Annotated in this window: 30 protein-coding genes and 2 pseudogenes; 18 read left to right on the top strand and 14 right to left on the bottom strand. The window is 69.9% G+C overall.

The features are described from left to right. Positions 1 to 112: 112 nt before the first annotated feature. Both QRX50_RS20750 and QRX50_RS20755 read left to right on the top strand, forming a co-directional pair. Positions 113 to 742 (top strand): hypothetical protein, encoded by a 630-nt coding sequence (locus QRX50_RS20750; protein WP_285973576.1) that lies wholly within the window; start codon positions 113 to 115, stop codon positions 740 to 742. A 98-nt stretch (positions 743 to 840) separates the two neighbouring features. Beyond that, positions 841 to 1,036: pseudogene (locus tag QRX50_RS20755) on the top strand (transposase); the annotation flags it as partial. A gap of 281 nt (positions 1,037 to 1,317) precedes the next feature. On the opposite strand, the gene QRX50_RS20760 reads toward QRX50_RS20755, so the two are convergent. Together QRX50_RS20760 and QRX50_RS20765 are read right to left on the bottom strand one after the other, a co-directional pair. After that, the gene (locus QRX50_RS20760) at positions 1,318 to 1,803 is read right to left on the bottom strand and encodes a hypothetical protein (protein WP_285973577.1); all 486 of its coding nucleotides are present in this window, start codon (positions 1,801 to 1,803) and stop codon (positions 1,318 to 1,320) included. 9 nt (positions 1,804 to 1,812) lie between these two features. Next, the gene (locus tag QRX50_RS20765) at positions 1,813 to 2,352 is read right to left on the bottom strand and encodes a cysteine hydrolase family protein (protein ID WP_285973578.1); all 540 of its coding nucleotides are present in this window, start codon (positions 2,350 to 2,352) and stop codon (positions 1,813 to 1,815) included. On the opposite strand from QRX50_RS20765, the gene QRX50_RS20770 reads away from it, so the two are divergent. Then, on the top strand, positions 2,291 to 3,994 hold the full coding sequence (locus tag QRX50_RS20770) for an FUSC family protein (RefSeq protein WP_285973579.1): 1,704 nt from the start codon (positions 2,291 to 2,293) through the stop codon (positions 3,992 to 3,994). The two genes, QRX50_RS20765 and QRX50_RS20770, sit on opposite strands and share 62 nt — an antisense overlap. A gap of 44 nt (positions 3,995 to 4,038) precedes the next feature. Further along, on the top strand, positions 4,039 to 4,209 hold the full coding sequence (locus QRX50_RS20775; RefSeq protein ID WP_285973580.1) for a hypothetical protein: 171 nt from the start codon (positions 4,039 to 4,041) through the stop codon (positions 4,207 to 4,209). A 92-nt stretch (positions 4,210 to 4,301) separates the two neighbouring features. On the opposite strand, the gene QRX50_RS20780 is transcribed toward QRX50_RS20775, so the two are convergent. The 4 genes from QRX50_RS20780 to QRX50_RS20795 form a co-directional block, all read right to left on the bottom strand. Then, positions 4,302 to 4,535, bottom strand: coding sequence for a hypothetical protein (locus QRX50_RS20780; protein ID WP_285973581.1), 234 nt, complete (start codon positions 4,533 to 4,535; stop codon positions 4,302 to 4,304). Positions 4,536 to 4,688: 153 nt separating this feature from the next. Continuing rightward, a complete protein-coding gene (locus QRX50_RS20785) occupies positions 4,689 to 5,150 on the bottom strand; it encodes a lipocalin-like domain-containing protein (protein ID WP_285973582.1) in 462 nt (153 codons plus the stop codon). A gap of 34 nt (positions 5,151 to 5,184) precedes the next feature. Then, on the bottom strand, positions 5,185 to 5,454 hold the full coding sequence (locus tag QRX50_RS20790; protein WP_285973583.1) for an SDR family oxidoreductase: 270 nt from the start codon (positions 5,452 to 5,454) through the stop codon (positions 5,185 to 5,187). A gap of 29 nt (positions 5,455 to 5,483) precedes the next feature. After that, the gene (locus QRX50_RS20795) at positions 5,484 to 6,824 is read right to left on the bottom strand and encodes a carboxylesterase/lipase family protein (protein ID WP_285973584.1); all 1,341 of its coding nucleotides are present in this window, start codon (positions 6,822 to 6,824) and stop codon (positions 5,484 to 5,486) included. Positions 6,825 to 6,924: 100 nt separating this feature from the next. On the opposite strand from QRX50_RS20795, the gene QRX50_RS20800 reads away from it, so the two are divergent. Beyond that, a complete protein-coding gene (locus QRX50_RS20800) occupies positions 6,925 to 7,530 on the top strand; it encodes a TetR/AcrR family transcriptional regulator (protein ID WP_285967391.1) in 606 nt (201 codons plus the stop codon). Between the two features lie 193 nt (positions 7,531 to 7,723). Here the strand turns inward: QRX50_RS20800 and QRX50_RS49600 are convergent. The 4 genes and pseudogenes from QRX50_RS49600 to QRX50_RS20820 form a co-directional block, all read right to left on the bottom strand. Then, positions 7,724 to 7,960: pseudogene (locus QRX50_RS49600) on the bottom strand (hypothetical protein); the annotation flags it as partial. Between the two features lie 85 nt (positions 7,961 to 8,045). Continuing rightward, complete coding sequence (locus tag QRX50_RS20810) at positions 8,046 to 8,372, bottom strand: alpha/beta hydrolase fold domain-containing protein (protein WP_285973585.1); 327 nt, start codon at positions 8,370 to 8,372, stop codon at positions 8,046 to 8,048. Positions 8,373 to 8,629: 257 nt separating this feature from the next. Then, positions 8,630 to 9,067, bottom strand: coding sequence for a WDGH domain-containing protein (locus QRX50_RS20815; RefSeq protein ID WP_285973586.1), 438 nt, complete (start codon positions 9,065 to 9,067; stop codon positions 8,630 to 8,632). Between the two features lie 46 nt (positions 9,068 to 9,113). Next, positions 9,114 to 10,037, bottom strand: a complete 924-nt coding sequence (locus QRX50_RS20820) for an ATP-dependent DNA ligase (protein ID WP_285973587.1) — start codon at positions 10,035 to 10,037, stop codon at positions 9,114 to 9,116. 256 nt (positions 10,038 to 10,293) lie between these two features. On the opposite strand from QRX50_RS20820, the gene QRX50_RS20825 reads away from it, so the two are divergent. Further along, positions 10,294 to 10,554 carry a hypothetical protein gene (locus tag QRX50_RS20825; RefSeq protein ID WP_285973588.1) on the top strand — a complete coding sequence of 87 codons (261 nt, stop codon included), beginning with the start codon at positions 10,294 to 10,296 and terminating at the stop codon, positions 10,552 to 10,554. Positions 10,555 to 10,833: 279 nt separating this feature from the next. Here QRX50_RS20825 and QRX50_RS20830 read toward each other — a convergent pair whose 3' ends face one another. Beyond that, the gene (locus QRX50_RS20830; protein ID WP_285973589.1) at positions 10,834 to 11,163 is read right to left on the bottom strand and encodes a helix-turn-helix domain-containing protein; all 330 of its coding nucleotides are present in this window, start codon (positions 11,161 to 11,163) and stop codon (positions 10,834 to 10,836) included. Continuing rightward, positions 11,160 to 12,242, bottom strand: a complete 1,083-nt coding sequence (locus QRX50_RS20835) for a tyrosine-type recombinase/integrase (RefSeq protein WP_285973590.1) — start codon at positions 12,240 to 12,242, stop codon at positions 11,160 to 11,162. Before QRX50_RS20835 ends, QRX50_RS20830 begins: the two co-directional genes overlap by 4 nt. Positions 12,243 to 12,428: 186 nt before the next feature. Here QRX50_RS20835 and QRX50_RS20840 point away from each other — a divergent pair, with 186 nt between their 5' ends. After that, positions 12,429 to 13,352, top strand: coding sequence for a helix-hairpin-helix domain-containing protein (locus tag QRX50_RS20840; protein ID WP_285973591.1), 924 nt, complete (start codon positions 12,429 to 12,431; stop codon positions 13,350 to 13,352). A gap of 136 nt (positions 13,353 to 13,488) precedes the next feature. Beyond that, on the top strand, positions 13,489 to 14,007 hold the full coding sequence (locus tag QRX50_RS20845) for a hypothetical protein (protein WP_285973592.1): 519 nt from the start codon (positions 13,489 to 13,491) through the stop codon (positions 14,005 to 14,007). A 104-nt stretch (positions 14,008 to 14,111) separates the two neighbouring features. On the opposite strand, the gene QRX50_RS20850 is transcribed toward QRX50_RS20845, so the two are convergent. Next, on the bottom strand, positions 14,112 to 15,557 hold the full coding sequence (locus QRX50_RS20850; RefSeq protein ID WP_285973593.1) for an aldehyde dehydrogenase: 1,446 nt from the start codon (positions 15,555 to 15,557) through the stop codon (positions 14,112 to 14,114). Between the two features lie 184 nt (positions 15,558 to 15,741). Here QRX50_RS20850 and QRX50_RS20855 point away from each other — a divergent pair, with 184 nt between their 5' ends. The 8 genes from QRX50_RS20855 (at position 15,742) to QRX50_RS20890 (ending at position 21,900) form a co-directional block, all read left to right on the top strand. Beyond that, positions 15,742 to 16,560: a 2-keto-4-pentenoate hydratase gene (locus tag QRX50_RS20855; RefSeq protein ID WP_285973594.1), complete on the top strand. Its 819-nt coding sequence runs from the start codon at positions 15,742 to 15,744 to the stop codon at positions 16,558 to 16,560. Then, complete coding sequence (locus QRX50_RS20860) at positions 16,557 to 17,327, top strand: 2-keto-4-pentenoate hydratase (protein ID WP_285973595.1); 771 nt, start codon at positions 16,557 to 16,559, stop codon at positions 17,325 to 17,327. The genes QRX50_RS20855 and QRX50_RS20860 overlap by 4 nt, the downstream gene beginning before the upstream one ends. A gap of 14 nt (positions 17,328 to 17,341) precedes the next feature. Next, complete coding sequence (locus QRX50_RS20865; protein ID WP_285973596.1) at positions 17,342 to 17,554, top strand: tautomerase family protein; 213 nt, start codon at positions 17,342 to 17,344, stop codon at positions 17,552 to 17,554. Further along, complete coding sequence (locus tag QRX50_RS20870) at positions 17,551 to 18,264, top strand: alpha/beta hydrolase (RefSeq protein WP_285973597.1); 714 nt, start codon at positions 17,551 to 17,553, stop codon at positions 18,262 to 18,264. Before QRX50_RS20865 ends, QRX50_RS20870 begins: the two co-directional genes overlap by 4 nt. Beyond that, positions 18,261 to 18,755 carry an aromatic-ring-hydroxylating dioxygenase subunit beta gene (locus tag QRX50_RS20875; protein ID WP_285973598.1) on the top strand — a complete coding sequence of 165 codons (495 nt, stop codon included), beginning with the start codon at positions 18,261 to 18,263 and terminating at the stop codon, positions 18,753 to 18,755. The genes QRX50_RS20870 and QRX50_RS20875 overlap by 4 nt, the downstream gene beginning before the upstream one ends. A 7-nt stretch (positions 18,756 to 18,762) precedes the next feature. Further along, entirely contained in the window at positions 18,763 to 19,764 is a 1,002-nt protein-coding gene (locus QRX50_RS20880) for an amidohydrolase family protein (RefSeq protein ID WP_285973599.1), read from the top strand. After that, positions 19,761 to 21,041, top strand: coding sequence for an aromatic ring-hydroxylating oxygenase subunit alpha (locus QRX50_RS20885; RefSeq protein WP_285973600.1), 1,281 nt, complete (start codon positions 19,761 to 19,763; stop codon positions 21,039 to 21,041). Before QRX50_RS20880 ends, QRX50_RS20885 begins: the two co-directional genes overlap by 4 nt. Positions 21,042 to 21,114: 73 nt before the next feature. Continuing rightward, the gene (locus tag QRX50_RS20890) at positions 21,115 to 21,900 is read left to right on the top strand and encodes an IclR family transcriptional regulator (protein ID WP_285973601.1); all 786 of its coding nucleotides are present in this window, start codon (positions 21,115 to 21,117) and stop codon (positions 21,898 to 21,900) included. A gap of 10 nt (positions 21,901 to 21,910) precedes the next feature. Here the strand turns inward: QRX50_RS20890 and QRX50_RS20895 are convergent, their stop codons facing one another. Further along, positions 21,911 to 22,699, bottom strand: coding sequence for a 2-keto-4-pentenoate hydratase (locus QRX50_RS20895; protein ID WP_285973602.1), 789 nt, complete (start codon positions 22,697 to 22,699; stop codon positions 21,911 to 21,913). A gap of 128 nt (positions 22,700 to 22,827) precedes the next feature. On the opposite strand from QRX50_RS20895, the gene QRX50_RS20900 reads away from it, so the two are divergent. Together QRX50_RS20900 and QRX50_RS20905 are read left to right on the top strand one after the other, a co-directional pair. Beyond that, complete coding sequence (locus QRX50_RS20900; RefSeq protein ID WP_285973603.1) at positions 22,828 to 23,901, top strand: DODA-type extradiol aromatic ring-opening family dioxygenase; 1,074 nt, start codon at positions 22,828 to 22,830, stop codon at positions 23,899 to 23,901. Next, complete coding sequence (locus QRX50_RS20905) at positions 23,898 to 24,902, top strand: NAD(P)/FAD-dependent oxidoreductase (RefSeq protein WP_285973604.1); 1,005 nt, start codon at positions 23,898 to 23,900, stop codon at positions 24,900 to 24,902. The genes QRX50_RS20900 and QRX50_RS20905 overlap by 4 nt, the downstream gene beginning before the upstream one ends. Positions 24,903 to 24,912: the final 10 nt, after the last annotated feature.

The raw sequence follows: 24,912 nt of genomic DNA on the forward strand, positions 1-24,912 counted from the left end.
CGACCTGCTCGACACGCGACGCCTCGATGAGGGCGCGGGCGAGGAGATCACCACAACCGCGTCGACGGGCTGATCGACCTCTCCCCCCGTGGTAGGGCACTACCAGGAGGCGGTGTTCTTCGACAGGTACAACCCCTCCCTCGAAGTGATCCTCAACCCCAAACCGATCGCGAAGCAGCTCAGCGGCAAGCTGACCGAAGACCCCTGGGACAACTCGCTGCTGCTGACCGCCGTCGACACAGACCAGATGCGCTACGCAGAACAGGTCACCCGGAAAGTCAGCGGCGAGGTGCGCGACGCGCTGACCAGACGGCTGGCAACACAGCTTCCCCGCGACTGCTCGGCGCAGGTGCCGATGGCCCTCTCGGGCGTGGCCGTTGCATCCTCGGCGGCGACGCCGATCACGTTCGTGGGTGTTGCTGACGCCGTGCACGATGGTCAGGTCTTTGAGCTGAAGTTCGTGTCCGAACTCGACCGCGCCATGTTCCTCCAGCTGGCCCTCTACCTGGTGATGGGCGGATACCAGACGGGTGTCCTGTGGAACACGCGTACCGACGAACGCTGGGCAGTGCAGGTGCCCGACCGCGAGAAATTCATGCACGCCGTCATCGTGTGCGTCACCAAACAACGGTATCGGGCGTTCCAGTCGACGCCGCAACAACCGGAACCGGGCGGCCGGCTCCGCAGGATCGCGGGCGGCTTGCTCGGCCGCTCGCGACGAGACGGACAGCCCCTCATCTGAAGCACAGCGGCCAACGGGGACCGCACTGTTCGCACAGACACCTGACCAGGTACTACCCACTCACTTGGCAGTTTTGACGTGTATCCCGGCGGCCCCCTCTGAAGAAGCGCGCCACCGATGTGCTGGCCTACTTCGACCGGCCAGGAACGCGCAACGGCCCGACGGAGGCGATCAACGGCCGACTCGAGCACCTGCGCGGCTCCGCGCTCGGATTCCGCAACCTCACCCACTACATCGCCCGGAGCCTGCTCGAGACGGGGCGGCTTCAGGCCGCAGCTACATCCTCGACCGTGAAGAGCCGCTTTGCCTGGTCGAACACCCTCACACCACCGATCGGTCAGCGTTGGAATGAGGACTACGATGAAGATCAAATCTCTGGCGCACAACGAAGGGATGTGAACAGGCTCTCAGTACCGCGGGGCTACGCAAGGGGGATCAGCTGCGTTACATGACACAACCGTAACGAAACTTTGGAAGGTCGCCATGGCGAACACCTACGAACACGGCCGCGTCGGTCTGCTTCTCATTGACCTCGTGAACGAGAACTTCTCGGAAGACGGCAAGGCGTACTCGATCTACGCGCCGGAGTACGAGCGGCTCGGCACGATCGAGAACCTGAAAAAGCTGATCGACGGAGTGCGCGAGCACGCGAACGTGACGAAGAAGAGCTGGAAGACGAAGATCCCCAGGGTGGTGGCGCGCGGGCCGAACCGTCTGATGTGGATCGCCCCGAAGATGAGCACCACGAACACCGCGTCGGCCAGGACCCGGTACGGGGTCAGCACGCTGCCGAGCGCCATCGTGGCCAGCGCGACCGGCACGCCGGCAATCAGCGTCAGTGCCTGATCACGGAGCCGGGGCTCGGTCACCGCGACCGTGGTGACCATGGCGGTGAGTGCGCCTGCGACGAGGATCGGGACCCCGGCGCGCGCCGCCGCGAGGACGCCGAGCGTCAGCACCACGGCGAAGACCGTGCTGAGCGCGGAAAACAGCCGGAGCAGTCCGGGATCGGAGGCGATGAACCGATCCCGGACGTCCGTCAACCCGATTGCAGTGCGCATCGCCGTGGGTCAGGCCGCCGCGGACTTGTTGAGCGAAGCGAGGAACTCGTCGACGCTGATCACGTTGTGGGAGATCATGTTCAGGCCGCGCATCATCGCCTGGTACGTGACCAGGCCACCGGGCGCGGCGATCGCGTCGGTGAAGGTCGTGACGTGGTAGCCGCGCTCCATCGCGGTACGCGCGGTCGACTCCACGGCCATGATCCCGGAGACGCCGGCGATCGCGAGGTACTCGACGTTCCTCTGGCGGAGCTGGAACTCGAGGTCGGTGTGGGCGAACACGTCGAGGCTCTTGTGCGGCGCGAGCACCACGTCGCCCGGCTTAGGCGCCAGGTCCTCGAAGAACTCGGCGTTCCACGTGCCGGCTTCGAACAGGCGCTTGTCGAACATCTGGCGGTGGATCCCGGACACGTGCTTCCACGAGTCGTAGTCCGCGTCGGTGAACGCGGTGGAGGAGTAGAAGACCACGCAGTTCGTCGGGACGCAGGTGGCCCAGCTGCCGGCGCTGTTCGCCGCCGTCGCGGTGGCCTTCGCAGGCTCGGCGGTCACGCGCTTCGCCGTGCTGCGGCCGCGTCCGGAGCGGACCCTGGCGCGGCTGCGGCGCGCCTTCCACGTGCGGCTGGTGTTCGTGCTCGACGCGCTCGCGGAGGTGGCCGAGGGCGATGCCGCGGACGACCTGCGCCGGGCCGCGGCCCGCCTGCACGCGAGCGCGTTGATGATCCAAAACCGGCTGGGGGCAGGCACCGCGGACGCGGCGGCGATTCAGCGGCGCGTCGCGGAAGCCGAGACAGCCGTGGAGCGACTGGCGGTCCTGGTCTTGCGGTTCCGGTCGCCCGGAACCGATCTCGACTCTTTGACCCGGCACCTGCCTGCGCGGGAGCCCACCGGCGCTGTCGACGAACGCGATGCCGTAGTGCTGCCCCGGCTGGTCGCCGAGCTGCGGGCGGTGCGGGGCGCGCTCGGCTCCGCGTCACCGGTGGAGGTGCGCGACCGGCTCCTGGGCTACCGCGACGACGAAGACCTGCCCGATGCGTCGCCCGCGCTGCAGGACGTCTTCCGCTCGCTGGGCGACTTCGCCTTCGCGCTGTTCGGCTTGCGGCTGGCCGCCGGTGATGACTCGCCCGCCGCGGACCCGCCCGAGACGGCCCAGGCGCGCGCGGAGCTGCAGGCGCAGGACCGCGGACTGGCCACCGCGCGCATCCGGCCCACGACGAGGACTGCGTTGCAGGTCTCGATCGGGTCCGCGCTCGCCATCGCCGGCGGCGAGCTGCTGTCGCCGGAGCGCTGGTACTGGGCGGTGTTCACGTGCTGGGTGGTCTTCATCAGCACCACCTCAACCGGCGAGATACTGGTGCGCGGCTACCGGCGCCTGCTCGGCACGCTCGCCGGCGTCGCCACGGGCCTTGCCCTGGCGGCGTTGATCGGCGACGACCCGTGGCTGGCCTTCGCGCTCGCGATCGGCAGCGTGTTCGGGATGTACTACACGAGCGCGGTGTCGTACACGCTGATGTCCTTCTTCGTCACCACGATGATCGGGATGCTGTACACGCTGCTGCACGTGCTCACCCCGGGTGTGCTGGTGGTGCGCATCGAGGAGACGGCGCTGGGCATCGTGGCCGGCCTGGTCGCTGCCGCGCTCGTCCTGCCGGTGCGTACGCGCGACCGCACGAACCAGCAGCTGCGCACGGTGCTCGACCGGCTGCGCTCGGCACTGGCCACATCGGTGGCCCGGCTCTCCGGCTCCGCGGATGGCGACCGGCTGGCCTCGGCCCGTGCGCTCGACACTGCCCTTGACGCGCTGCGGCTTTCGGTGCAGCCGCTGATCACACCGGTCGCCCCGATGCGCTCCCGGCGGCGTACCACGCGGTCCGTGCTCGGCCTGCTCGAGACGGCCGCCTTCCACGTCCGCAGTTTGGCCGCCACCGCCGAGCCGGTGCCGTCGGGCGTGGATTCCCGGCTGGCTGCCGAGGCCACGCGGATCGACCACAACCTGGAAGCCCTCGCTTCGCGGGTGAGCGGCTCGGACGGTGTGCTCGCTCGCGGTGCCGGCGTTCCGGCTCTCGCGGGCGGCCCCGGCCGCCCCGCTGACACCCACACCACGCGCCGGGCGCTGCGGCACCTGCGGCGGCTGGACGAGAACGTGCTGGCCCTGGCTCGCGAGCTCGGCGTGCCGGTCTGCGAGCAGCCTTGACCGCAGGTCACAGCGGGCCCCGGCCTGGCTACGATTTCGCGACGATGGCCTGGGAAGAGCTAAAATCGGCGTATCGAGACAGCCAAAAGCGTTGGTACGACGAGGTTGTGCAGCTCGACTTCGACGTTCGCCGCGGTGCGATGTTCACCGGCGTCAAAACCCTCCACGACGGCGTGCAGGTCCTGGAGGAGATCGCGAAGAAACTCGACTCCTGACGGGTGCGGGGCGGCCGTGGGGTAGCCGTAGTACTCGCCGAAAATCGGGCGGATATGGGTTGACCTGCGGCGATGTCGTGGGTGAGGCGTGGTCAGCGTGGCTTTCGTCGGACCGCACGGAGAGCAGGGACGCTGTTCACGGCCATGACAGACCACCACCCGATGTCCTTGCCTGCGCAGAGCAGCACCACGCCGAGCAGGACAGCAACCGCAGTGGCCGTGACCGCCACGAGCGTGACCAGTCGCCGGAACGCTGCCTTGCTGGTCAGGGCGCGGGTGAGCATGTCCTGAAGTAGCGCGATCCAGGACGGGGACGCCGGCGTCATCGTCACCGCTCAAGGTCGTGGATCCGGTACAGCCAGCTCACGCAGAAGCCCTGCATCAGGCGGCACGGCGACCTTGTCGGGCATCGACTGCAGCGCGGGCAACACCACCAGCGTCAGTGCCCATCGACCACCAACCGGCAGGTCACATAGTTGTCAGGTACGTTCCCAGACCAGCTTGGTCGCAGACTCCTCCCCACGAACGACGATCGGGTCGGCCGTGGCAAGCTGCAGGCGACGCCCATCGAGGGAGACGATGCGCTCCTGTGTCTGGCCAAGCCAGTTAGGGAACAGGCTGACGGTCATGTGGTGGGTGAGTCGGCCGTCGGGGCTCACCTCGAACGGGCCCGAGTAGGCGATGTAGCCGCGTGCAGCTGCCGCTAGCTCGTTGTGGTCCGCTTGGTGCAGATCACCCTTGACGAACGGCGGTGGGTCTGCCGCCATGAGCTGGGCCGACATGTAGCCGTCCGCGGTGTAGAGCAGCAGCCCCCAAGCGTCCTTACCCAGGGGATGCCAGACGGTCCCGGTAGTGATGCTCCGCGTCTCGTACGAAACGAGTCGCCAGGCTCCTACCAGCTCGGTGCGAAGGTCCGCTGCGTTCATGAGCGTGTTATCCATCCTCGATGGTGTTCGGATCGGCGTACTCGCCTTGTCAGTGCGCGGTCCATCCGCCGTCGATGGACAGCGAGGCACCACTGATGAACGAAGCCTGCGGGCCAATCAGGTACAGGACCAGTTCGGCGATCTCCTCCGGTTCCATGAACCGCTTGATCACGGCGCCGGCCAGCAGGATCTCGGACGCGACGCGGTCGGGGCTGATGTGGTGTGCGGCAGCCTGGTCGTCGATCTGCTTCTCCAGGATCGGGGTCCATATCCCGGCCGGGTTGATGCAGTTGGAGGTGACGCCGTGGGCTGCGCCCATCTGCGGGCCCGCGCTGCCCGCTGTGATCCTCAGCGGCGCCAGTGGCGGACGGCGGCTGAGTCTGCCGTGTATTGCGGCCAGGGCGGCTCGGTGGCCGGGGTGCCGGTGCGGATGAAGCCGAGCCAGGCGGCGCGCAGGCGCCGGCCCAGTGCCTCGATGTCGTTCGGGTCCGCTCCGGCGAGCATCGGCGCGGTGGCCCAGTCGGCGGCGGTGCCGAACAGGAAGGGTAGCTCGATGCAATGGGTGGCCCCGAAGGGGGACGCGGGCGGGGCGTAGTCAAAGCGGTAGGCCCGGACGCGCGCCCCGCTGTCGTTGAGGCGGGCGGCCAGGCGACGGGTGGGGCGGTTGCACACGGTGTCGCTCGCGTGATGTTCCCAGGTGTTGGTGATCACTGGTCCCACGGCGGGAACTCGGCGCAGGCGGCGCAGCGCCGGATTCAAGGTGTAGAAGGCGCTCATCTCGCGTGCGGTGGTGCCGATGATGACGTCCAGCGTGGGTGCGCGGTCGACGAGGCAGGCGGTCCAGTCCGCCTCGTCCGGGAGGGGCCCGACTCCGGGGATGGGACAGAACGGGGAGATGATTTTCAGCCCGAACCTGCCGGCAGCTGCGCGCGCGACCTCACTCTGGGCATCGAGGATGTCGGGCACCGAAGCGGCGCGCGGGTCCTGACCGAGCCGGGTGAGGAATCGTTGGGCGGAACGCTGGGCGGTGCGGGCACTAGTGAGGTCGAGACGCGGCGAACTTTGGAGGATGGCCCGGCGGAAGAGGTTCTCGGCGGCGGGCATGCCCAGTAGGCACCGCACGGTGTGGCCACCTGCGGACTGGCCGGCCACCGTCACCGCGTCCGGGTCACCACCGAAGGCGGCGATGTTTTGGTGCACCCACCTCAGCGCGGCGAGCTGGTCGGCAAGGCCCAGGTTGCCCTCGGAGATCCCCGGGGCACGCAGATAACCGAGCACGCCCAGCCGGTAGCTGACCGAGACGACGACCACGTCACCTTCCTGGGCCAGCCGGTGACCGCCGTACCACTTCCACGAGCCGGCGCCCGAGATCCAGGCGCCGCCGTGGAACCACACCAGCACCGGGCGGGCACGATCGTCGGCCCCAGGAGTGGTGATGGTCAGGTTCAGGCAGTCCTCACCCTGTTCGTGGGGCTCCGGAGCACCCATGACGGGCTCCAGCCGGGACGGCCGCTGCGGGGCGATCGGACCGTCGACGGTGGCGTCGCGCTCCCCGCTCCAGGTGGGCACCCGGCGGGGCGGGCCGAACCGCTCGCAGGTGGCATAGCGCACACCCCGGAAAACGGTCAGGCCGTCCTCGACCCGCCCGCGCAGCACGCCATCGGCGGTCTTGGCCATGGTGGTGAGCACAGAAACCTCCTCGGATCACGCCAACGCAAGTCAACTTGCGTTAATTCCAGTGAAGCCCCCTTCCGGCCGGAACGCAACTCGACTTGCGATGATGAGAGGTATGGCACCACCCCACCCGGCCCCCTCGCACCGTCGCGGCGCCGCCGTACGCCAAGCCGTCCTCGAAGCCACCACCGAACTCCTGGCCGCCGAGGGCCTGGCAGGTGCTCGCGTCGCCGACATCGCCGCCCGCGCCGGGGTCCACGAGACCTCCGTCTACCGCCGGTGGGGCACTCGCAACGCCCTGATCCTCGAGGCCCTCTCCGATCGTCTGGATGCTGAGCTGCCCCGTCCGGACACCGGCTCCATCCGCGAGGACCTGACGGCCTTCTTCACCGACCTGGCTGCCTTCCTCGCCACGCCCACCGGCCGGGCGCTGGCCCGCATCACCCTCGTCCAACCGGACGACACACGGTTCGAGGAACTGCTCCAGCAGTTTCGGGCCGCCCGCCTCGACCGCGCCGGCGAGGTCATCCACCGCGGCATCGACCGGGGCGAACTCCCCCGCGAAACCGACGCGGAACTCTTGCTGGAGGCCCTGACTGGCTCGCTGCACTTCCGCGTCCTGGAACGCAATCAGCCGGCTGACCGCGACTACGTCCGCCGGCTCGTGGACCTCCTGCTGGCCGGAGTCCGCTCCACGACACCGCCTGCCGAACGCGCGTAGTTACCCAGCCGTCACGCCACCCGTCCCGCCCGTGGGCATGAAGGCACGTCCCTCTGCGAAGGCCGGCCCACGCGAGGGAGGGAGTCGGCGAGCACAGCCCTGATGTCCAGTACCACTTCCTCCACCAGGGGGACTGCTCTGCGAGGTCGGCGAGACCGTCGGCATCGCGGTCCACAGCGCGCACGCGCGCACCCGCGGCGGCGAGGCGAAGCGCACATGCCCGGCCGACCCCGCTGGCCGCTCCTGTCACCAGAGCGGTCCGGCCGCTGAGATCGATACTGATTACGCTCTGCACAGCGCTCGGCTTCATGACGTTCGTTTCCTTCCAATACGGAGAAGGTGGACTGGTCGCGTGTGGCGGCGAGGCCCCACACGCGACCAGCCTGATCGGCTCACGATCGCGCGATGCTCGATCGTGATGGGCTTTCATGGGTGCCGCGATTTCTCGTGTGGTTCCGGCGTTACCGCGTTTCGCTGAGCGCTGGCAGGTGCGGACAGCGTGGCCGTGGTCGGGCTCAGACTGGGTCGGCGACGCGCTCGGTGTCGAGCTGTTTAAACCGCGTACGAAGGAAATTCCCCGCTGAGGTGATGATCTCGCGGCTGCGTGGCACGTAGGCTGACATGTTCAGCACCGCGTGGATCAGACCAGGGATCCGGACGTGTTCCACCGGTACGCCGGCCGCGGCCAATTGCTGGGCGTAGTTCTCGGCTTCGTCCCGCAGCGGGTCTACCTCGACCGTGATGACGAGGGCGGGGGTGAGCCCTTCGAGCGTCGAGGCTCGACTGGGTGCCGCGAGGGGCGACTTGCGGTCGCCGTGCTCGCCGAGGTAGCACGCCCACATCTGCTCGATGGCGGCCGTGCGCTGGTCGAACGGCTCACGGGCACCCGCTGGATCCTGATGCGCGATGCCCGTGAGGCGGGGGCGTCCTGGTCGGAAATCGGGGCGGCGCTAGGGATGAGCAAGCAGGGTGCGCAGGACTGGTACCGGCGCAAGATCGCCGACCAGGAGAAGTACGTGCCGGACTTCCACGATGCGGCCCGGGCGCGGGCCGTGCTGGACGAGCAGGGCTGAGAGGCATGCCCGTCACCCGGGCTCGGCTAGTCACCCATGGCGCGAGCGGCGTCGGCGCGATGCTGCGCCAGGTTCCGCAGCCGGGCGAGCACGAAGTTTTTGCCGGTGCCGTCCCAGGCCGCGTGCGGGTCCCCCTCGGTAGCCCATGGCACGTGCTCGATCAGGGTGAGGTCGGCGTCGGCGATGGGGAATGACATCTGCCCCTCTCCGGGGTCGGCGTCGGGGTCGGTGAGGTACAGCACCGTTTTGTAGCCGGGCAGCCCTGTGGGGTCGGTTTTCAACCGCGGGTTCAGGCCCGGGTCAGCCGCGAGCGCCGCGAGCAGGTGCATCCGATCGGCGTAGACGGAGCGGAGCTGGGCCTCCAGCTCGGCCACCCGGTCACGCAGCTGCTCCAGCTCACCGCCGGGGGCGCCGCCGAGGCCGGCAGGTCGGACGCTCGCACGCTGCTCGTCGTGGAAGCTCATGGTTCAGCCTTTCACCGGGATGAGGTAGCGACCGCCGGGCGGGCCTTCATGACCTGGTGGTGAAAGGTTTCGCTCTCACCACGGTCAGTCGATGTCGGTACCGGCCGAGCTCGAATGCCGAGTCCGCGCGGGCCTCGACCACCACGCCGGGTTCGACCGGCCAGTACGTGAAGTCAGCGGTTCCGGGCAGGCCGGCCACGACCCCCGATGCCCGGACGGGGCCGCCGGGCGCGAGGCGGCGCCTGCCCGCGAGCGACGCGAGCGCCGGCCGGGACAGCGTCGTGGAGAGCCCGACCGCCCGCACCCGCCCGCGCCGGTCGGTCTGGCCGAGGACCAGCGCCGTCGGCCGGGTGGGGGAGCCGGTCACGCCCAGCACCAGGGCGTCGACGTCGTCGAAGTGGCGGACTTTCACCCAGCCCGCGCGGCCACCGCGCGGCGGATACCGGCTGCCCAGCGGCTTCGCGACGGACCCCTCGACGCCGACGGCGGCCTGCTCGGCGCTGATCCACCCGCGTGCCAGCTCAACGTCGCGGGTCGAGCGCATCAGCTGCACGCCGGCGTTGCCCGCGCCGATGACGGTTTCCAGCCGTTCCCGCCGGCGCGCGTATGGCAAGGTCCGCAGGTCACGTCCGCGGGCGCCGAGCAGGTCGAACGCCACGAACACCGCCGTGACGCCCTCGGCGCGGCGCCGCACCGGCCCATAGCCCAGCGCCGCGAAGTCCAGGCGGCCCGCGCGGTAGGCGCACAGCTCGCCGTCGAGCACCACCCGGCCCAGCGTGGCCGCCGACTCGAGGATCCCGGGGAACCGGTCGGCCAGGCTGCTGCCGGTGCGGGACTGGACCGCCCCGGCGGGCACGTGGATGAGGCAGCGCCAGCCGTCGAGCTTGGGTTCATATCCGTGGCCGGCCTCGGGCAGCACGGCGGCCGGCTCGGCGACAGCGAGCCGCAACGGCAGTGACTGCACGGGCACCTGTCCATCGTCAACCCCGCTGACCAGCAGCGCAGCCACAACCCCCGGCGTCTGGCTCGCATGCATGTTGGAGGCGCAGCGCCCGCATGGCGAGTTCGGCAGCCCAAATCGCGCAGGGTCATCGCAGTTCAGCGGCGACAGCAGCCCCAGCCAAAGCCGTCGACCGCGACCGCGGCGTCCCGTCGCGCAACGCCGTGGTCGCTCGGCGCGATGAGTCGTCGACAAGCGACGAGCGTCGACGACAGGAGACGTCCGCGTGAGCCTTGTTCCCCACTCGCTGGTCAACGACTACGACACCCGCGGCAGCGTCTGGTGGCACGCGGCCTTCCACGAGGTGCTGATCGAGGCCGGGATGCAGATCCACGCCTTCCGGCCCGCCGATGAGCCGACGCTGTTCGCTACTGCCCGTCAGCCGGTGACACCGCATCGTCCTGCATCAGATCCGAGCGACGTACGGCAACGCGGGCACGGGTTTTCGACCGGCTCGACGTGCTGCCTGCCCGGCGCGGGGGAATAAGGCTGGTGAAGGACGGCTGAGGATGGCGAACTTCAGCAACGCAGTGGATCTCCGTGACGCGGCGATCACCGATTTCGTGGGCGAGCGTCCGGGCGTTTTCCCAACACAAGCGGCAATGCCCACGCCGCAGCGACGCGGTCCGGGCGCAGGTGACGCAGGTGCCTTCCGGGTTCGCGCGGTCATGGGTGTAACAGGCCCTGCACCGCTTGCGCGCGAAGAGGGTTCCCCAGCCCAGGCAGCTCTCGCACGAATCCGCCGCGCGCTTGGCCGGCCGTGCGCTCATTCCGGCGGGAGGGATCGCCCGTCACGGCGGCGCGGGGTGACCGTCGTGGGTGAGTCGGCGTCGCCGGTCGCGGCCGGGCGCGCAGTGTCACGCTCGGGCACGGGGAACGCCTCGGGCTCGGCGACCATGATGTCCGCCAGCCCGCAGTCGAGCACCGCGCACAGGGCATCGAGATCGGTGCCCTTGAAGCTGGCGGGGTTGCCCGACCACAGCCCGGACATCTTCCCGACGGAGAACACGACGCCGCGTTCGGCGAGCATCCTCTGCAGCTCGCTGGCCTTCCAGATGCCGCGGTTGGCGGCGGCCAAGCGCAGGTTCCACTTCATGGCAGCAATCCCTCCAGGCGCCGGGCGGCGCGCTGCTGGCCGGCCAGCAGCGCCTCCTCGATGCGGGTTCGGTGAATGTGGACGTACTTCATGGTCGTGGCCACCCACGCGTGGCCGAGGATCTCCTGGATCGAGAGCAGGTCCGCGCCGGCGAGATAGAGCTCGCTGGCGCAGAAGTGGCGCAGCACGTGCGGGGTTAGCCGACCTGCCCAGGACGGCAAGTACGCCGCAGTCGCGGCGACCAGGCCGACGCGCAGGGCGTCGCACCCGACGCGGCTGGCCGATCCGTCGCGGGTGTGCCGCTCGGACGGGAACAGCGGCGCGCCCGGCCGCGTGTGGTCGTCGCCGAAATGCCCCCACACGTCCTCGACGAACCAGCGCAGTAACCGATCGGCGCCGTTGATCAGCGGCACCATGCGCTCACGCGGGCCGCTACCGCGGCTGCCTTTCCCAGCCCGGACGTGCAACTTGCCGAACGGCCCGAGATGCCATTTCACGTCGTCGAGATTGATGCTCCGGGTCTCGTTGATCCGCAAGCCCACCAGCGACGACAGCTTTGCCGCCGTGTAGTTGCCTGCGGTCGGCGCGAACTTGCGGCACGTTGCCAGCTCCCCGCGCCATCCCGTGAATAGCTGCCCCAGCTCGTGCGCGGTCGGCGGGATCCGCAGGGCCGCGTCCTTATGGCCTCGAGGCCTGTTCATCTCGTCAATCGGGCACTCGACAACCCGCCCGGTCAGCTCGTGCAGCTCGACCTTGTGCCGAAGCTCCAGGAACTCGAAGTACGTCGTCAACGTCTGCGCGCGGGCATGACGCGTCCCCCTGGCCGCCGCGCGCATCACCTCGCCGAAGTAGCGGTCGGCGTCCGATGGCTGCATCTCCCACAACGGCCGCTCGAACCACCCCCGCACGTGCTCCAGGTTCGACACGTCGTGCCGGATCGTGCTGTCGGCCAAGCCGGCCGACGCGCGCGCCAGCACGAACCCGGCCATCACGTCGGTCTCGAAATCCAGAAGCTGCTCCGGATCAAGGTCCGGCCGCCAGTCACGCAGGTCCCGCACCACAGCCAGCGGCAACCCCACCACCCCAACTTCACGAGCCACAACGAACCATCAAAACTCTCAGGATTTTTCAGAAATGCTGATGATTCGTCATCATGAAGTAGATCACGCCGAGGGTCGTAAAAGACCTGGTCCTGCACAGATCAGGGCGAGCCGCCACCACCGGCGCGCGAGCGAACCCAGGCGGTGTCGCACAAAGCGCACTCGATGTCGTTCGCGTTGCTGGTCTACGCCTCCGCGTGGTTCAAGCGCTACTACCCGGCCGCGTTCTGCGCCGGTCTGCTGCGTGCCCAGCCGATGGGCTTCTACTCACCCCAGTCCCTGGTCGCCGACGCGCGCCGCCACGGCGTGACCACCCGCGAGCCCGACCTGAACCTGTCGCTGCCGCACGCCACCCTCGAACCCGACCCGGACTCCGAAGGCGGTGTCGCGATCCGGCTCGGCCTGGCCGGGATCCGCTCGGTGGGCCAGGACCTCGCCGAGCGGATCGTCGCCGAACGCGACGCCGCCGGCCCCTACACCTCGATCGGGCAGCTGACCGAGCGGGTGCAGCTCGACCGGCCCGTCGTCGAAGCCCTCGCCACCGCCGGCGTGTTCACCCGCCTCGGGCCCGACCGCCGCGCCGCGCTCTGGGCCGCCGGTGCCGCCGCCGCCACCCGCGCCGAACACATCCCCGGCCTGGCCATGGGCCACGACGCCCCCGCCCTGCCCGGCATGACGACCTTCGAGCTCGCGTCGGCGGACCTGTGGGCCACCGGCATCACCGCCGGCCGCCACCCCATCGAGTTCCTGCGCACCCACCTCAACCAGCTCGGCGCCATCCCCGCCGACCACCTCCTCGACATCCCCGACGGCACCCGGATCAAGGTCGGCGGCGCCGTCACCCACAAACAACGCCCCGCCACCGCCGGCGGCATCACCTTCCTCAACCTCGAAGACGAGACCGGAATGGCGAACGTGATCGTGTCGGTCGGGATGTGGCGCCGCGACCGCCAAATATGGCTGTCCAGCCCAGCGCTGCTCGTGCGCGGCATCGCCCAAGTCGGGCAAGGCACCGTGTCCCTCGTGGCCGACCAGGTCACCCCGCTCGACCTCAAGAGCCTCGCCGCCAGCAGCCGCGACTTCCGGTGAGCACCCGGAGAAGGGGCCGATCCTAAATTGTCGTGGCATGCGAAGAAGACAACTCGTTTAGCCCAGCGACAGCGCTTGTATATCTCAGTTTACTTTTCGGTGGCGCCACATCAACGGTGCAAATGGAGGGGGATCCATGCCGATCAGAACGCTTGCTGTTGTCAGTACGGCAACACTGCTCTTCACCACGCTCTTCACCGGGTCCGCATTCGCGGCCGACATTTCGGCCGGTGCTCCAGGCGAGGAAGTCGACGCAGTGCCGACCACAGGCCCGGAGGTCCCCGGTCCCGTCAACGAGCCCAGCACGGCCGCGGCCGCGGCCCTGCCGTTCACCTACAGCTTCAACATTTGCTACTCGCTTAACTCGCGCCAGTTCACACCTGCGGGCCGCGAGTCGCGTGGGCAGGCCTGCGTGAGCCTGCGCGGCACCGGAAGCGACGATCCGAACTGGAAGGGCAAGATCGTCAAGGTGCTGATGTGGGACGAGGATGGCATCGACGGCCAGAAGGGGCCTACGGTCAACTACACGCTCGACGGCACGTACTACAAGTACTGCTGGACTGGCCTCACCGTGACCCACCCGCACCACTTCGAGATCCAGAAGCCGTGGGGGCCCTCCCAGCTGCAGGGCAACGGCTCGGCCACCCAGAGCTAAACTAACTAACTAAGACCTCGTTCTCGCGGGGGTGCCTCCGCCCGCGCTCGGCCCTGGCACAGTTCGAGCGCGTCTGCCCGCCACTCGTTCGGCGCCGGCACCTATTACAGCTGGAAGATTGACTTGGACCGTTGGTACGTCGCGAGTCCGTCGGGGCCCAGTTCGCGGCCGATGCCGCTGTGCTTGACACCGCCGAAGGGTGCCCCGAGGTCGGGCAGATAGCCGTTGATTCCGACGCTGCCGGTGCGGATTCGGCGGGCGACGGACAGACCACGTTGGGGGTCGGCCGTCCACACGCTGCCTGCGAGGCCGTAATCGGAGTCGTTGGCGAGTATGATCGCCTGCTCCTCGCTGTCGTAGGGGGTGACGGTGATGACCGGGCCGAAGACGTCCTCTCGCGCGACGTACCAGCTGTTATCAACGTCCGCCAGGACGGTGGGCTGCAGGAACCAGCCGTCGTCCAGCCCCGCGGGCCGCACGCCTCCGGCCACGAGCCGGGCGCCGTCGTCGATGCCCTTCTCAATCGCGGATTCGACCCGGTTGCGGTGGCGTTCGGAAACCAGGGGTCCGATTTGCGTGGCGGGGTCGAGTGCTTCCCCAACAGCGAGGGAGTTGGCGAACGCGGCAAGGGTGCTGACGACTTCGTCGTAGCGGGTCCGTGGCGCTAGCACCCGGTTGGAGAGGAAGCAGGTCTGGCCGTTGTTGATTAGCATCGCCCCGAACAGCGCTTCGCCCACCCGGCTGAGGTCGAGGTCGGCGTCGTCCAGGATGACCGCAGCGGACCGGCCGCCGAGTTCGAGCACGACCGGGCGGATCAATGGGCCGCACAGTTCTGCGATCTGCCGTCCGATGGCGGTGGAACCAGTGAAAGCCACCATGTCAACTCCGCGGTGGCCGACGAGGTAGGCGCTCACGTCGGCTCCGGCAGGCACCACGTTGAGCACCCCGCGCGGCAGTTCTGCCTCGACGGCTGCCTCGGCCACCACCGCGGTGTCCAGCACCGTCTCGGGCGACGGTTTCAGGACGACGGTGCACCCGGCGGCGAGCGCGGGTGCGTACTTCTGCGCAGCGAGGGCCTGGGGGAAGTTCCAGGGGGCGATGGCGGCCACCACACCCGCAGGCTCGCGCCGCACGTGGGTGGTGCCACCAAGCAGACCGGGCCGGCTGGACTCCATTGGCCCCACTGTGACCAGCCCCGCGTAATAACGCAGCATGGCGGCCGGGAAGCGCCCTTCGATCTGGCTGGACACCGAGATCGGCATGCCGTTCTGCTCACTGACGGTGCGCGCGATCTGGTCGCTGCGCTTCTCCAGAGCGTCGGCGAACCGCTCCAGGGCGGCGGCGCGTTCGTGCGGCGGCCATGCGGACCAGCCGACTGGGTCGTCGAACGCGGCGCGGGCTGCGGTGACTGCTCGATCGACGTCGGATCGATCGGCTGACACCGTGGTGCCCAGCAACCGCCCGGTGCTCGATGAATGGACGGAGATCGTCGCGGTACTCGCCGACGCCGTCCATTCGCCACCGATGAACAGGGATTCATTGGTCGTCATTGCCCACTCTCCCAAAGAACGGTCAGTGGCGATCAGGGTGCGTGGCGTGTAGGCCCGGCTCTACCCTCTGGTCCACTGGACGGGATGCCGTTCTCGTTCGCGGACCGCTGGGTGATCGACCCGAGCGGTCCATTGCGCGGACCGTCGTGCTGATGCAGGTGGCGTTGCGCCCGACCATGTCTGCATGGCACTCAGCGAAGAGGAAATCCGGCAGCTTGCGAGCGAGCTGTGGGACGCGGAGCGGCGTTCGGCTCCGATCAGTCCCATCAGCCGCAGGTATCCCCACGCCGACATCGACGACGCGTACCTCGTGCAGCAGGAGGGGATCAGGCTCCGGTGCGCGGACGAGGGCGACGCCGTGCGGGGACACAAGGTCGGGCTCACTGCACGCGTGATGCAGCAACAGATCGGCGTTGACCGTCCCGATTTCGGTCATCTGCTCGCGTCGATGTTTCACCCAGAGGGGGAGCCGCTGCCGATCGGCTCGTTGATCGCACCCCGAGTGGAACCGGAGCTAGCCTTCGTGCTCGACGCACCCTTGGAGGGCCCGGGTGTGACGGTGGCCGACGTACTCGCAGCCACGGCGTTTGTAATGCCCGCCCTGGAGATCATCGACTCCCGGATCGAGGACTGGCAGATCGGCATCGTGGACACGGTGGCGGACAACGCTTCCTCTGCCCGGGTTGTCCTGGGTGGGAAGCGGACCCCGATCGACGCACTCGACCCGCGGTTGATCGGCGTGGTGCTGCGGCGCAACGGCGAAATCGTGGAGACCGGTGCAAGCGGCGCAGTGCTCGGAAATCCGGCACAGGCCGTCGCCTGGCTGGCGAACGTCGTGGCGAACAACGGCGTGGTGCTCCGCCCTGGCGACGTGATCATGCCCGGAACCTGCACGCGCGCGGTCGAGCTGAAGCCGGGCGACACCGTTCGAGCCGACTTCGAACACCTCGGCCACGTCGGCGTCTCCTTCAGCGCTGCCCGCGACGGGGAGGTGGCCGCATGACCGGCGTTCGCACCTGGGCGGGCCGGCTCGACGACGCCGCCACCTCGCAGGCCACGGTCGCGCCCCTGACCACGGACGGCCTGGCAGACCTCCGCACCGCCTACGAGGTGCAGGACGCGCTCGTGCGCCTGCGCCTGGACCGCGGCGAACGGCTCGTCGGCGGCAAACTCGGCCTCACCAGCCGCGCGAAGCAGATCGCGATGGGCGTGGACAAGCCGCTCTACGGCCTGGTCACCAGCGGCATGAGCCGCGCTTCGGGCTCGCGCCTGTCGCTCAAGGACCTGATCCAACCGCGGGTCGAGCCGGAGATCGCGTTCGTGCTCGGCGAGCCGCTGGAAGGCCCCGACGTGACGGTCTCCGACGTCCTCGCCGCCACGCGCTACCTCTGCGCCGCGCTCGACGTGATCGACAGCCGGTACGAGGGCTTCTCCTTCCGCCACCTCGACGCGATCGCCGACAACGCATCCTCGGCCGCTTTTGCCCTGGGCGACGACTTGGTCGCGCCCCACGGCGATCTCGCGTTGACAGGCTGCGTGCTCGAGGTCGACGGGCAGGTCGTCGAGTCGGCCGCCGGTGCCGCGGTGATGGGGCACCCGGCCGCCGCCGTCGCGTTCATGGCCAACCAGCTCGCCCTCGCCGGCAAACGCCTGGAGGCCGGCTGGGTCGTGCTCTCGGGCGGGCTCACCGCGCCCGTTTCGCTGAAAGCCGGATCGACCGTGACCGCGACGCTCAACGGGCTCGGCAGCGTCACCCTCGGCGCAGAGTAAGGGAAAGGGACACCATGCCGTTCATCCAGATCAACCTCGGGTCCGGTCGCACGCCCGAGCAGAAAGACCAGCTGATCCGCGCCGTGTCCACGGCGGCGGCCGAGGCGATCTCCGTGCCGGAGACGTCGGTGCGCGTGTGGGTCGTGGAAGTTCCCGCGACGGAGGTCCTCGTCGGCGGGGTCACGCTCGCCGAGCGGCAGGCCGCGAAACCGGCGGGCCCGGCATGACGCACTTCGTGCTGGTGCACGGCGGCTGGCACGGCGCGTGGTGCTGGGAGGCCGAGATCTCCGCGCTGGCGGCGCTCGGCCACTCGGCCACGGCGGTGGAGCTGCCGTCCGACGATATGCGCGCGGGCGCCCGCCAGTACGCCGCCACGATCGCCGCTGCTGTATGCGGCCCTGGCGACGTCGTGGTCGGCCACTCGCTGGCCGGGCTGGCGATTCCGCTGGTCCCGCAGCGGACGGAGGTCGCCGCGCTCGTCTTCCTGGCCTCGCTGCTGCCCGAGCCGGGACGGTCGTGGCGGGACCAGTTGACGCTCAGCCGCCCGATGGCGGACTGGTTCTACGACAACGGGTTACCGAAGCAGGAACGCGACGAGCAAGGGCGCACGGTGTGGCCGGCGTCGGTCGCGGCCGAGCTGTTCTTCCACGACTGTCCACCTGCGACAGCCACCGCGGCCGCGTCCCGGCTGCGACCCCAATCCCCGGCGCCGATCACGGAAGTCACGCCCCTGCAGGCGTTTCCCGAGCTGCCGATGCACTACGTCGGCTGCCGCGCCGACCGCGCCGTCTCCGGGGAGTGGGCCGAACGCACGGCCAAGGAGCGGCTCGGCGCCGACGTGACGTGGCTCGGCACCTCCCACAGCCCGTTCCTGTCCGCTCCCGGCGAGCTGGCCGACCTGCTCGTCACCCTCGCTTCGAGATCGGAGGCCCGATGACCGCCGCCGTCACCACACCCGACCTGCACCACCGCGTCGAGCAGTTCCTGTACCACGAAGCCGCCCTGCTCGACGAGTGGCGGCTCGACGAGTGGTTCGCGTTGATGCACCCGCAGATCGAGTACCGCATTCCGTCGCCGGGCTCCGATCACCTCGACCCGCGCTTCACGCTGCAGGTGATCCACGACGACCACACCCGCCTCGGCGGGCGCGTGACCCGGCTGAAGAGCAAGCACGCCCACGCCGAAAGCCCGCATTCGCGCACGCGCCGGCTGGTCACCAACGTCCGGGCCGCACCGCTCGGCGACACGGTGGTGGCGCACGCCAACTTCCACGTGATGCGCACTCGGCTGGGCCAGCTCGACCACTTCCTCGGCACCTACCGGCACGTGCTCGTCGAGGACGGCGCCGCGTTCCTCGTCCGCGAACGCGTCGCGACGCTGGACCACGGCATCGTCGAGGCCGGCGGCACCGTGTCGATCATCCTGTGACGGGAGCGTGACCGTGCTAGACCTGCACACCCACGTGGTGCCCCCGGAAACGCCGTTCGGCACCTCGTCCGACCCGCGCTGGGCCCGGCTCGACACCGCTACCGGGGTCGTCTCCGTGTCCGGCAAGCCGTTCCGGACGGTGCACCGCGTCGCCTGGGACCTCGATGCCCGCCGCGCGGCCGCGGAAGCCGTCGGCGGCACCGGACAGCTGCTGTCGGCCATGCCCGAGCTGCTCGCGCCGTGGGCGTCGCCGAGCGAAGGGCTCGCGTACGCGCGGGCCTTCAACGCGTGGCTCGCCGAGGCAGTGCGGCACCACGACGGGTTCTTCACCGGCCTGGGCGTGGTTCCGCTGCAGGATCCCGCTGCCGCGGCCGGCCTGCTTACCGAGATTGCCGACGCGGGCCTGCTCGGCGTCGAGGTGCCCTCGAACCCGCCGACGGCACCCCTGCACGCGCCGGCATGGGCCGGGTTCCTCGACGAGGCCGAGCGGCTGGGCCTGCTCGTGTTCGTGCACGCGGCCGGGGGAGCGGCGGTCGCCGACTACCCGCACCCGATGGCCGCCAACGGGGTGGTGTTCCCCGCGAGCATCGGCACCGCGCTCGGCGGCCTGATCGTCACGGGCGCGCTGGCCGCCCGGTCCGGGCTGCGGCTACTGGCCAGCCACGGCGGCGGCGCTCTGATCACCGAGCTGCCGCGGATCGACTACCTGCGCGGGATCACGCCCGCGCTGCGGGAGCTGATGCCCGAGTCCGCTGTGGACTCTGCACGCCGCCTGTGGTTCGACCCGCTGCTGTTCGACGCCGGCCTCGTGCGCCACCTAGCCGAGACCGTCGGACCGGACCGGATCGTGCTGGGCACGGACCACCCGTTCATGCCGACGGACCCGCTCGGGTTCCTCGGCGACCCGGCGCTGCCCGCGGGGTTCGCGAAGGCCGTGCGCGAGACGAACCCCGAGGCCCTGCTCGCAGCGCTCACCCGACCGAACTCCCGGCAAAGGAGCTGGAGATGACCTCCGAACTGATCGCACCCCCTTCCACCCCGCTGGTCGACGACCGCCCCGCCGACGGGCTCTTCCGCGTCGACCGGGCCGCGCTCGTCGACGAGGGCGTGCTCGCGCAGGAGCGCCGCGCCATCTTCGACAAGTGCTGGCTCTACGTCGGCCATGTCTCGGAAGTCCCGACGAACGGCGACTTCCGCGCCCGCACAGTGGCGGGTCGTCCGCTCGTGCTGTGGCGCGGCAGCGACGGCGAGGTGCGTGTGTTCCTCAACGCGTGCCGGCACCGCGGCGCCCAGCTGTGCCGCGTGCCCGAAGGCAACGCGCGCGGGATGTCGTGCTTCTACCACGCGTGGACCTATGCCAACGACGGCCGCCTGACCGCGTTGCCCGACGTCGAGGGCTACGGCCCCGACTTCGACCGGTCCCGCTTCAGCCTGAACGCCCCGCCGCGGGTCGAGGAGTACCGCGGTTTCGTCTTCTGCTGCTTCGACCCCGACGCCGTCACGTTGCCCGAGTACCTCGGCGAAGCCCGCGACTACCTCGACCTGGTGGCCGACCAGTCGCCGGACATGGAGGTGGTCGAGGGCGTGCACGAGTACTCGATGGAGGCGAACTGGAAGCTGTTCGTGGAGAACAGCCTCGACGGTTACCACCTGATCCCGTTGCACCGCACGTACTTCGACTACCTGAAGTCCACCGAGGACTCCTATCTCGACCCGCGCAACGCGACCGAAGCGAAGGACCTGGGCAACGGTCACGCGGTGATCACCGTGGAGGGTCCGTGGGCCCGGCCCGTCGCCCGGTGGACGCCGGCGATGGGGGAGGAGAACCGCGAGTACGTCGAGGGGCAGCGGGCGCGGCTCGAAGAGCAGTTCGGTGCGGACCGCGCGCGCCGGATCGCGACGACCGACCGCAACCTGCTGATCTTCCCCAACCTCGTGATCAACGACATCATGGGCATCGTCGTGCGCACGATCACGCCGACCGCGGCCGGGCGCACGCTGGTGGCGCAGTGGACGATGGCTACGAAGGGCGAGCCGGAGTCAGTGCGGGCGCGGCGGCTGGACTCGTATGTGACGTTCCAGGGGCCGGGCGGGCTGGCGACGCCGGACGACATGGAGGCCTGCGAGTCCTGTCAGGAGGGGTTCGCCGTCGCGACGGAGTCGCCGTGGTCGGACATCTCGCGGGGGATCCACAAGGAAGCCACCGGTGGGCCGTTCGTCGCGTCCGACGAGGTGCAGCAGCGGGCGTTCTGGCGCCGGTGGCGAGACCTGCTGGGTACCCCGTAGTCGGCGCCGCACCGACGGTCGACCCCACCCGAACAAACCCGGCCTGACGGCCGAGAACGGATATCGTGGCCGGATGCGCATCAGTGCCGAGGAGACGGAGCAGCACCGGTCGGTGGGGGACCGGATGCTGCTCATCCTCGACACCGTCGCGACCTCCCCCGGCGAGGTCGGGCTCAGTGAGCTCGCGCGCCGGACGGGCCTGAAGAAGGCGACCGTGCACCGGCTGGCACTGGACCTCGTGGCGCACCGGATGCTCGAACGCGGCACGTACGGCTACCGGCTCGGGCTGCACCTGTTCGAGCTGGGCCAGCACGTGCCGGCTTCACGGCGGCTGCGGGCGACCGCGCTGCCGTTCATGGCCGACCTGCTGACGGCGACGGGTGAGGTCGTGCAGTTGGGCGTGCTCGACGACACCGACATCGTGTACGTCGAGAAGCTCACCGGCCAGCACAGCGCCACCGTGCCCTCGGCCGTGGGCGCGCGGTTACCCGCGTACTGCACCGGCCTGGGCAAGGCGATCCTCGCGTTCAGCGACGACTCCGCGGTGGAGCGCGTGACGTCCGCGCCCATGCCGGCGCGGACCGGCACGACGATCACCGACCCGAAGCACTTCCTGCGCGAGCTGGCGAAGATCCACGATTCCGGCATCGCCTACGACCGCGAAGAGGGCACGCGCGGCATCGCCTGCGTCGCGGCGCCGATCGTGGTGGAGAGCTACGTCGGGCGCGACGGCCACCGCGCCGTCGCCGGGCTTTCGGTGACAGGGCCCGCGAACCGCCTGCAGCCGGCGCGGCTCGGGGCGGCGGTGCGGACCGCCGCCCTGAGCATCAGTCGGCTCCTGGGCTACCCCCTGCACTGACCGGCGGGGTTCACGCGTCGGTTTCGCCCGCGGGCCTGCCGACGCTCACAGTGGTGGCGCCGTCGAAGCGGGCCGTGATGGTACTGCCCGGCCGCAGCGGCACCGCGGAGGTGAGGCCGCCGGTGATGATCAACTCGTCTTTCTTCAAGCCACTTCCGCGCGCCGCGAGCTGCGCGGCCAGCCACGCCACGCCGTGCAGCGGATGGCCGGCGGCCGCCGCGGAGGTCGCGGTCGCGACGAGGGCGTTGTCTTCTTGGAGCTCGACGGTGACGCGGTGGGCCTGCAGCGGTTCGACGTCGAGCACCGGTCCCAGCACGACACCGGCGGCCGAGGAGCCGTCGGCGGTGTTCTGCTCGGCGGTGAACCGGTAGTCGCGCCAGATCGAGTCGACGACCTCGAGGCACACGCGCACCTCGGCGATCGCGTCGGCGACTTCGTGCAGCGCGAGCCCCGGCCCGGCCAGGTCGCGGCTCAGGATCACGCCGATCTCCGGCTCGACGCGTGGGTGCAGGAAGCCGGTGGCTTGCGCGCCGTCGCGCAGCACCATGTCGTCGAGCAGCGGACCGTAGTTCGGCGCCGTGACGCCCATCTGCCGGCGCATTGCCGCGGACGTGTAGCCGAGCTTGTAGCCGACGGCGCAGCGTCCTTCGGCCAGGCGCAGGCGCGTGAGGTCGTCCTGGATCTCGTACGCGTTCTCCAGCGACAGCGCGGTCGCTTCCGTCGCCGCGTCGAGGAGGGTGCGCCCGGTGCGGGCTCGGTGCAGTACCTGCGCGACGGGATTTTCGATCGTGTCAGTCACTTCTTCATCGTCACGACTGACGGTCGCCGATGAGTCCCACCGGTCCACTCGCCGGTCCGAGGCGTGGTCGCGGGTCCCGCCTGTTCCGAGACTGGACGTCACCACCCACTCGACGACGAGGAGGAACCATGGCCGAAGTACTGGGTCTCGGGGTCACCCACTACCCGCCGCTGAGCGGCACCGACGACAACCTGACGCGGGTGTTCCGCGGCGCGCTCGCGGACCCGAAGCTGCCTGCCGAACTGCGCGACCCGGCGTCGTGGCCCGAGCGGGCCCGCCGGGAATGGGCCGAGGACGAAGGCGTCGCCGCCGGCAAGGCGCACCGCGCGGCGCTGCGGGAGGGGTTCCGCCGCACGCGCGCCGCGCTGGACGAGTTCCAGCCGGACGTCGTGCTGATCTGGGGCGACGACCAGTACGAGAACTTCCGTGAGGACCTCGTGCCGCCGTACGCCGTGCAGATCTACGACGACCTCACCGTGCACCCGTGGCGCCACGCCGACGAGTCGTCGAACATGAAGGGCAAGCCCAACGTCTGGGGTGAGGGCGAGAACACCGAGCGCCTCATCCGTGGACACAAGCCTTTCGCTCGGCACCTGGTGGAGGGGCTGCTCGCGCGCCACATCGACGTGCCGTACTCCTACGAGCCGCTGCACCACCCGGGTCTCGCGCACGCGTTCCTCAACACGGTGCTGTACCTCGATTACGACCGCGAGGGTTTCGACTACCCGGTGGTCACGTTCCCGCTGAACTGCTACGGACGCAAGGTGATCAGCTTCCAGGGCAACATCAGCCCGCTCGGCGTGGAGCGCGAGCTCGACCCACCGTCGCCTTCGCCGGCGCGGATCATGGACGTCGGCGCGGCCGTCGCGCGGATCTGCGCGGACAGCCCGTACCGGGTCGCGCTCGTCGCGAGCTCCAGCTGGTCGCACAGCTTCCTCGTGGACTCGACGATGCGGCTGTTCCCCGATTCCGCGGCCGACGAGAAGATGTACGACGCGCTCGTCGCCGCCGACTATTCGGTGTGGGAGAACACGACACTCGCCGACGCGGAGAAGGCCGGCCAGCAGGAGCTGCTGAACTGGTGGGCGCTGCTCGGCGCGATGCGCGAGCTGGGCCGCGGGCCGAGCTGGACGAGCTTCGTGGCGTCGAACATCTTCGTGTCCAACAAGGTCTTCGCGGTCTACGACGCGGAGCAGCCGTGACGCGCTGCGACGTCGCGGTCGTCGGCGCCGGCCCCGCAGGGCTGTTCGCCGCGGTGTACGCGGGGATGCGCGGGCTGTCGGTGGCGGTCGTCGACGCGCTGCCCGAGCCCGGCGGGCAGATCACCGCGCTGTACCCGGAAAAGCTCATCCGTGACGTCGCCGGATTCCCGGCGGTGAAGGGCCGTGACCTCGTGCGGGGACTGGTGGAGCAGCTCGACCAGTTCTCGCCGAGGATGCTGCTCGGGCACCGGGCGACGGCGCTCGACGACCTCGCGGACGGCGGGCTGCGGCTGGGCTTCGACGACGGTACCGCGCTGGAGGCCGGCGCCGTCGTGGTCACGGGCGGGATCGGCACCTTTTCGCCGCGCAAGCTGCCGTGCGGTGAGGAGTTCCTGGGTCGCGGGCTCACCTATTTCGTCCGCGACCCGGCCGAGCTCGCCGGCCGCCGTGTGCTCGTGGTCGGCGGCGGCGATTCGGCGCTCGACTGGGCCGAGACGTTGCAGCACACTGCCGACGTCACGCTCGTGCACCGCCGCGACACGTTCCGCGCGCACCAGCACACCGTCGGCCAGGTGCTGTCCGGGCCGGCGACCGTGCTGACCAACGCGACCGTCGACCGGCTCCACGGCGAGAACCGGGTTACCCGCGCGGTCCTGCGCGACACGGTGAGCGGCGAGACGACCGAGGTGGCGTGCGACCACGTCGTGGCGGCGCTGGGCTTCGTCGCGAACCCGGGCCCACTGCTGCAATGGGGCCTGGCCACACACGATCGCAAGATCGTGGTCGACGCAGCCCTGCGCACGTCGCGGCTCGGCGTCTTCGCGGCCGGTGACATCTGCACCTACGACGGCCGCGTCCCGCTCATCGCGGTCGGCTTCGGCGAGGCGGCCACCGCCGTGAACCACGCGGCCGTCCACCTCGACCCGGCCGCCTCCACCTTCCCTGGGCACTCCACCGACGGCCCGGCGCCCGCCGCCCGGCCCCTGCGAGTCCCCGCCTGACCCGAGAGGA

Origin of the sequence: Amycolatopsis sp. 2-15 (assembly GCF_030285625.1) — a bacterium.
Taxonomy (GTDB): Bacteria; Actinomycetota; Actinomycetes; order Mycobacteriales; family Pseudonocardiaceae; genus Amycolatopsis; species Amycolatopsis carbonis.

Excerpts from the sequence above, each read along its gene's own strand:
- QRX50_RS20760 (WP_285973577.1), bottom strand. The coding sequence starts at position 1,803 with ATGCGCACTGCAATCGGGTTGACGGACGTCCGGGATCGGTTCATCGCC.
- QRX50_RS20775 (WP_285973580.1), top strand. The coding sequence starts at position 4,039 with ATGGCCTGGGAAGAGCTAAAATCGGCGTATCGAGACAGCCAAAAGCGT.
- QRX50_RS20780 (WP_285973581.1), bottom strand. The coding sequence starts at position 4,535 with ATGACGCCGGCGTCCCCGTCCTGGATCGCGCTACTTCAGGACATGCTC.
- QRX50_RS20785 (WP_285973582.1), bottom strand. The coding sequence starts at position 5,150 with ATGGATAACACGCTCATGAACGCAGCGGACCTTCGCACCGAGCTGGTA.
- QRX50_RS20790 (WP_285973583.1), bottom strand. The coding sequence starts at position 5,454 with ATGGGCGCAGCCCACGGCGTCACCTCCAACTGCATCAACCCGGCCGGG.
- QRX50_RS20800 (WP_285967391.1), top strand. The coding sequence starts at position 6,925 with ATGGCACCACCCCACCCGGCCCCCTCGCACCGTCGCGGCGCCGCCGTA.
- QRX50_RS20810 (WP_285973585.1), bottom strand. The coding sequence starts at position 8,372 with ATGTGGGCGTGCTACCTCGGCGAGCACGGCGACCGCAAGTCGCCCCTC.
- QRX50_RS20815 (WP_285973586.1), bottom strand. The coding sequence starts at position 9,067 with ATGAGCTTCCACGACGAGCAGCGTGCGAGCGTCCGACCTGCCGGCCTC.
- QRX50_RS20830 (WP_285973589.1), bottom strand. The coding sequence starts at position 11,163 with ATGAAGTGGAACCTGCGCTTGGCCGCCGCCAACCGCGGCATCTGGAAG.
- QRX50_RS20840 (WP_285973591.1), top strand. The coding sequence starts at position 12,429 with ATGTCGTTCGCGTTGCTGGTCTACGCCTCCGCGTGGTTCAAGCGCTAC.
- QRX50_RS20845 (WP_285973592.1), top strand. The coding sequence starts at position 13,489 with ATGCCGATCAGAACGCTTGCTGTTGTCAGTACGGCAACACTGCTCTTC.
- QRX50_RS20850 (WP_285973593.1), bottom strand. The coding sequence starts at position 15,557 with ATGACGACCAATGAATCCCTGTTCATCGGTGGCGAATGGACGGCGTCG.
- QRX50_RS20855 (WP_285973594.1), top strand. The coding sequence starts at position 15,742 with ATGGCACTCAGCGAAGAGGAAATCCGGCAGCTTGCGAGCGAGCTGTGG.
- QRX50_RS20860 (WP_285973595.1), top strand. The coding sequence starts at position 16,557 with ATGACCGGCGTTCGCACCTGGGCGGGCCGGCTCGACGACGCCGCCACC.
- QRX50_RS20865 (WP_285973596.1), top strand. The coding sequence starts at position 17,342 with ATGCCGTTCATCCAGATCAACCTCGGGTCCGGTCGCACGCCCGAGCAG.
- QRX50_RS20870 (WP_285973597.1), top strand. The coding sequence starts at position 17,551 with ATGACGCACTTCGTGCTGGTGCACGGCGGCTGGCACGGCGCGTGGTGC.
- QRX50_RS20875 (WP_285973598.1), top strand. The coding sequence starts at position 18,261 with ATGACCGCCGCCGTCACCACACCCGACCTGCACCACCGCGTCGAGCAG.
- QRX50_RS20885 (WP_285973600.1), top strand. The coding sequence starts at position 19,761 with ATGACCTCCGAACTGATCGCACCCCCTTCCACCCCGCTGGTCGACGAC.
- QRX50_RS20890 (WP_285973601.1), top strand. The coding sequence starts at position 21,115 with ATGCGCATCAGTGCCGAGGAGACGGAGCAGCACCGGTCGGTGGGGGAC.
- QRX50_RS20900 (WP_285973603.1), top strand. The coding sequence starts at position 22,828 with ATGGCCGAAGTACTGGGTCTCGGGGTCACCCACTACCCGCCGCTGAGC.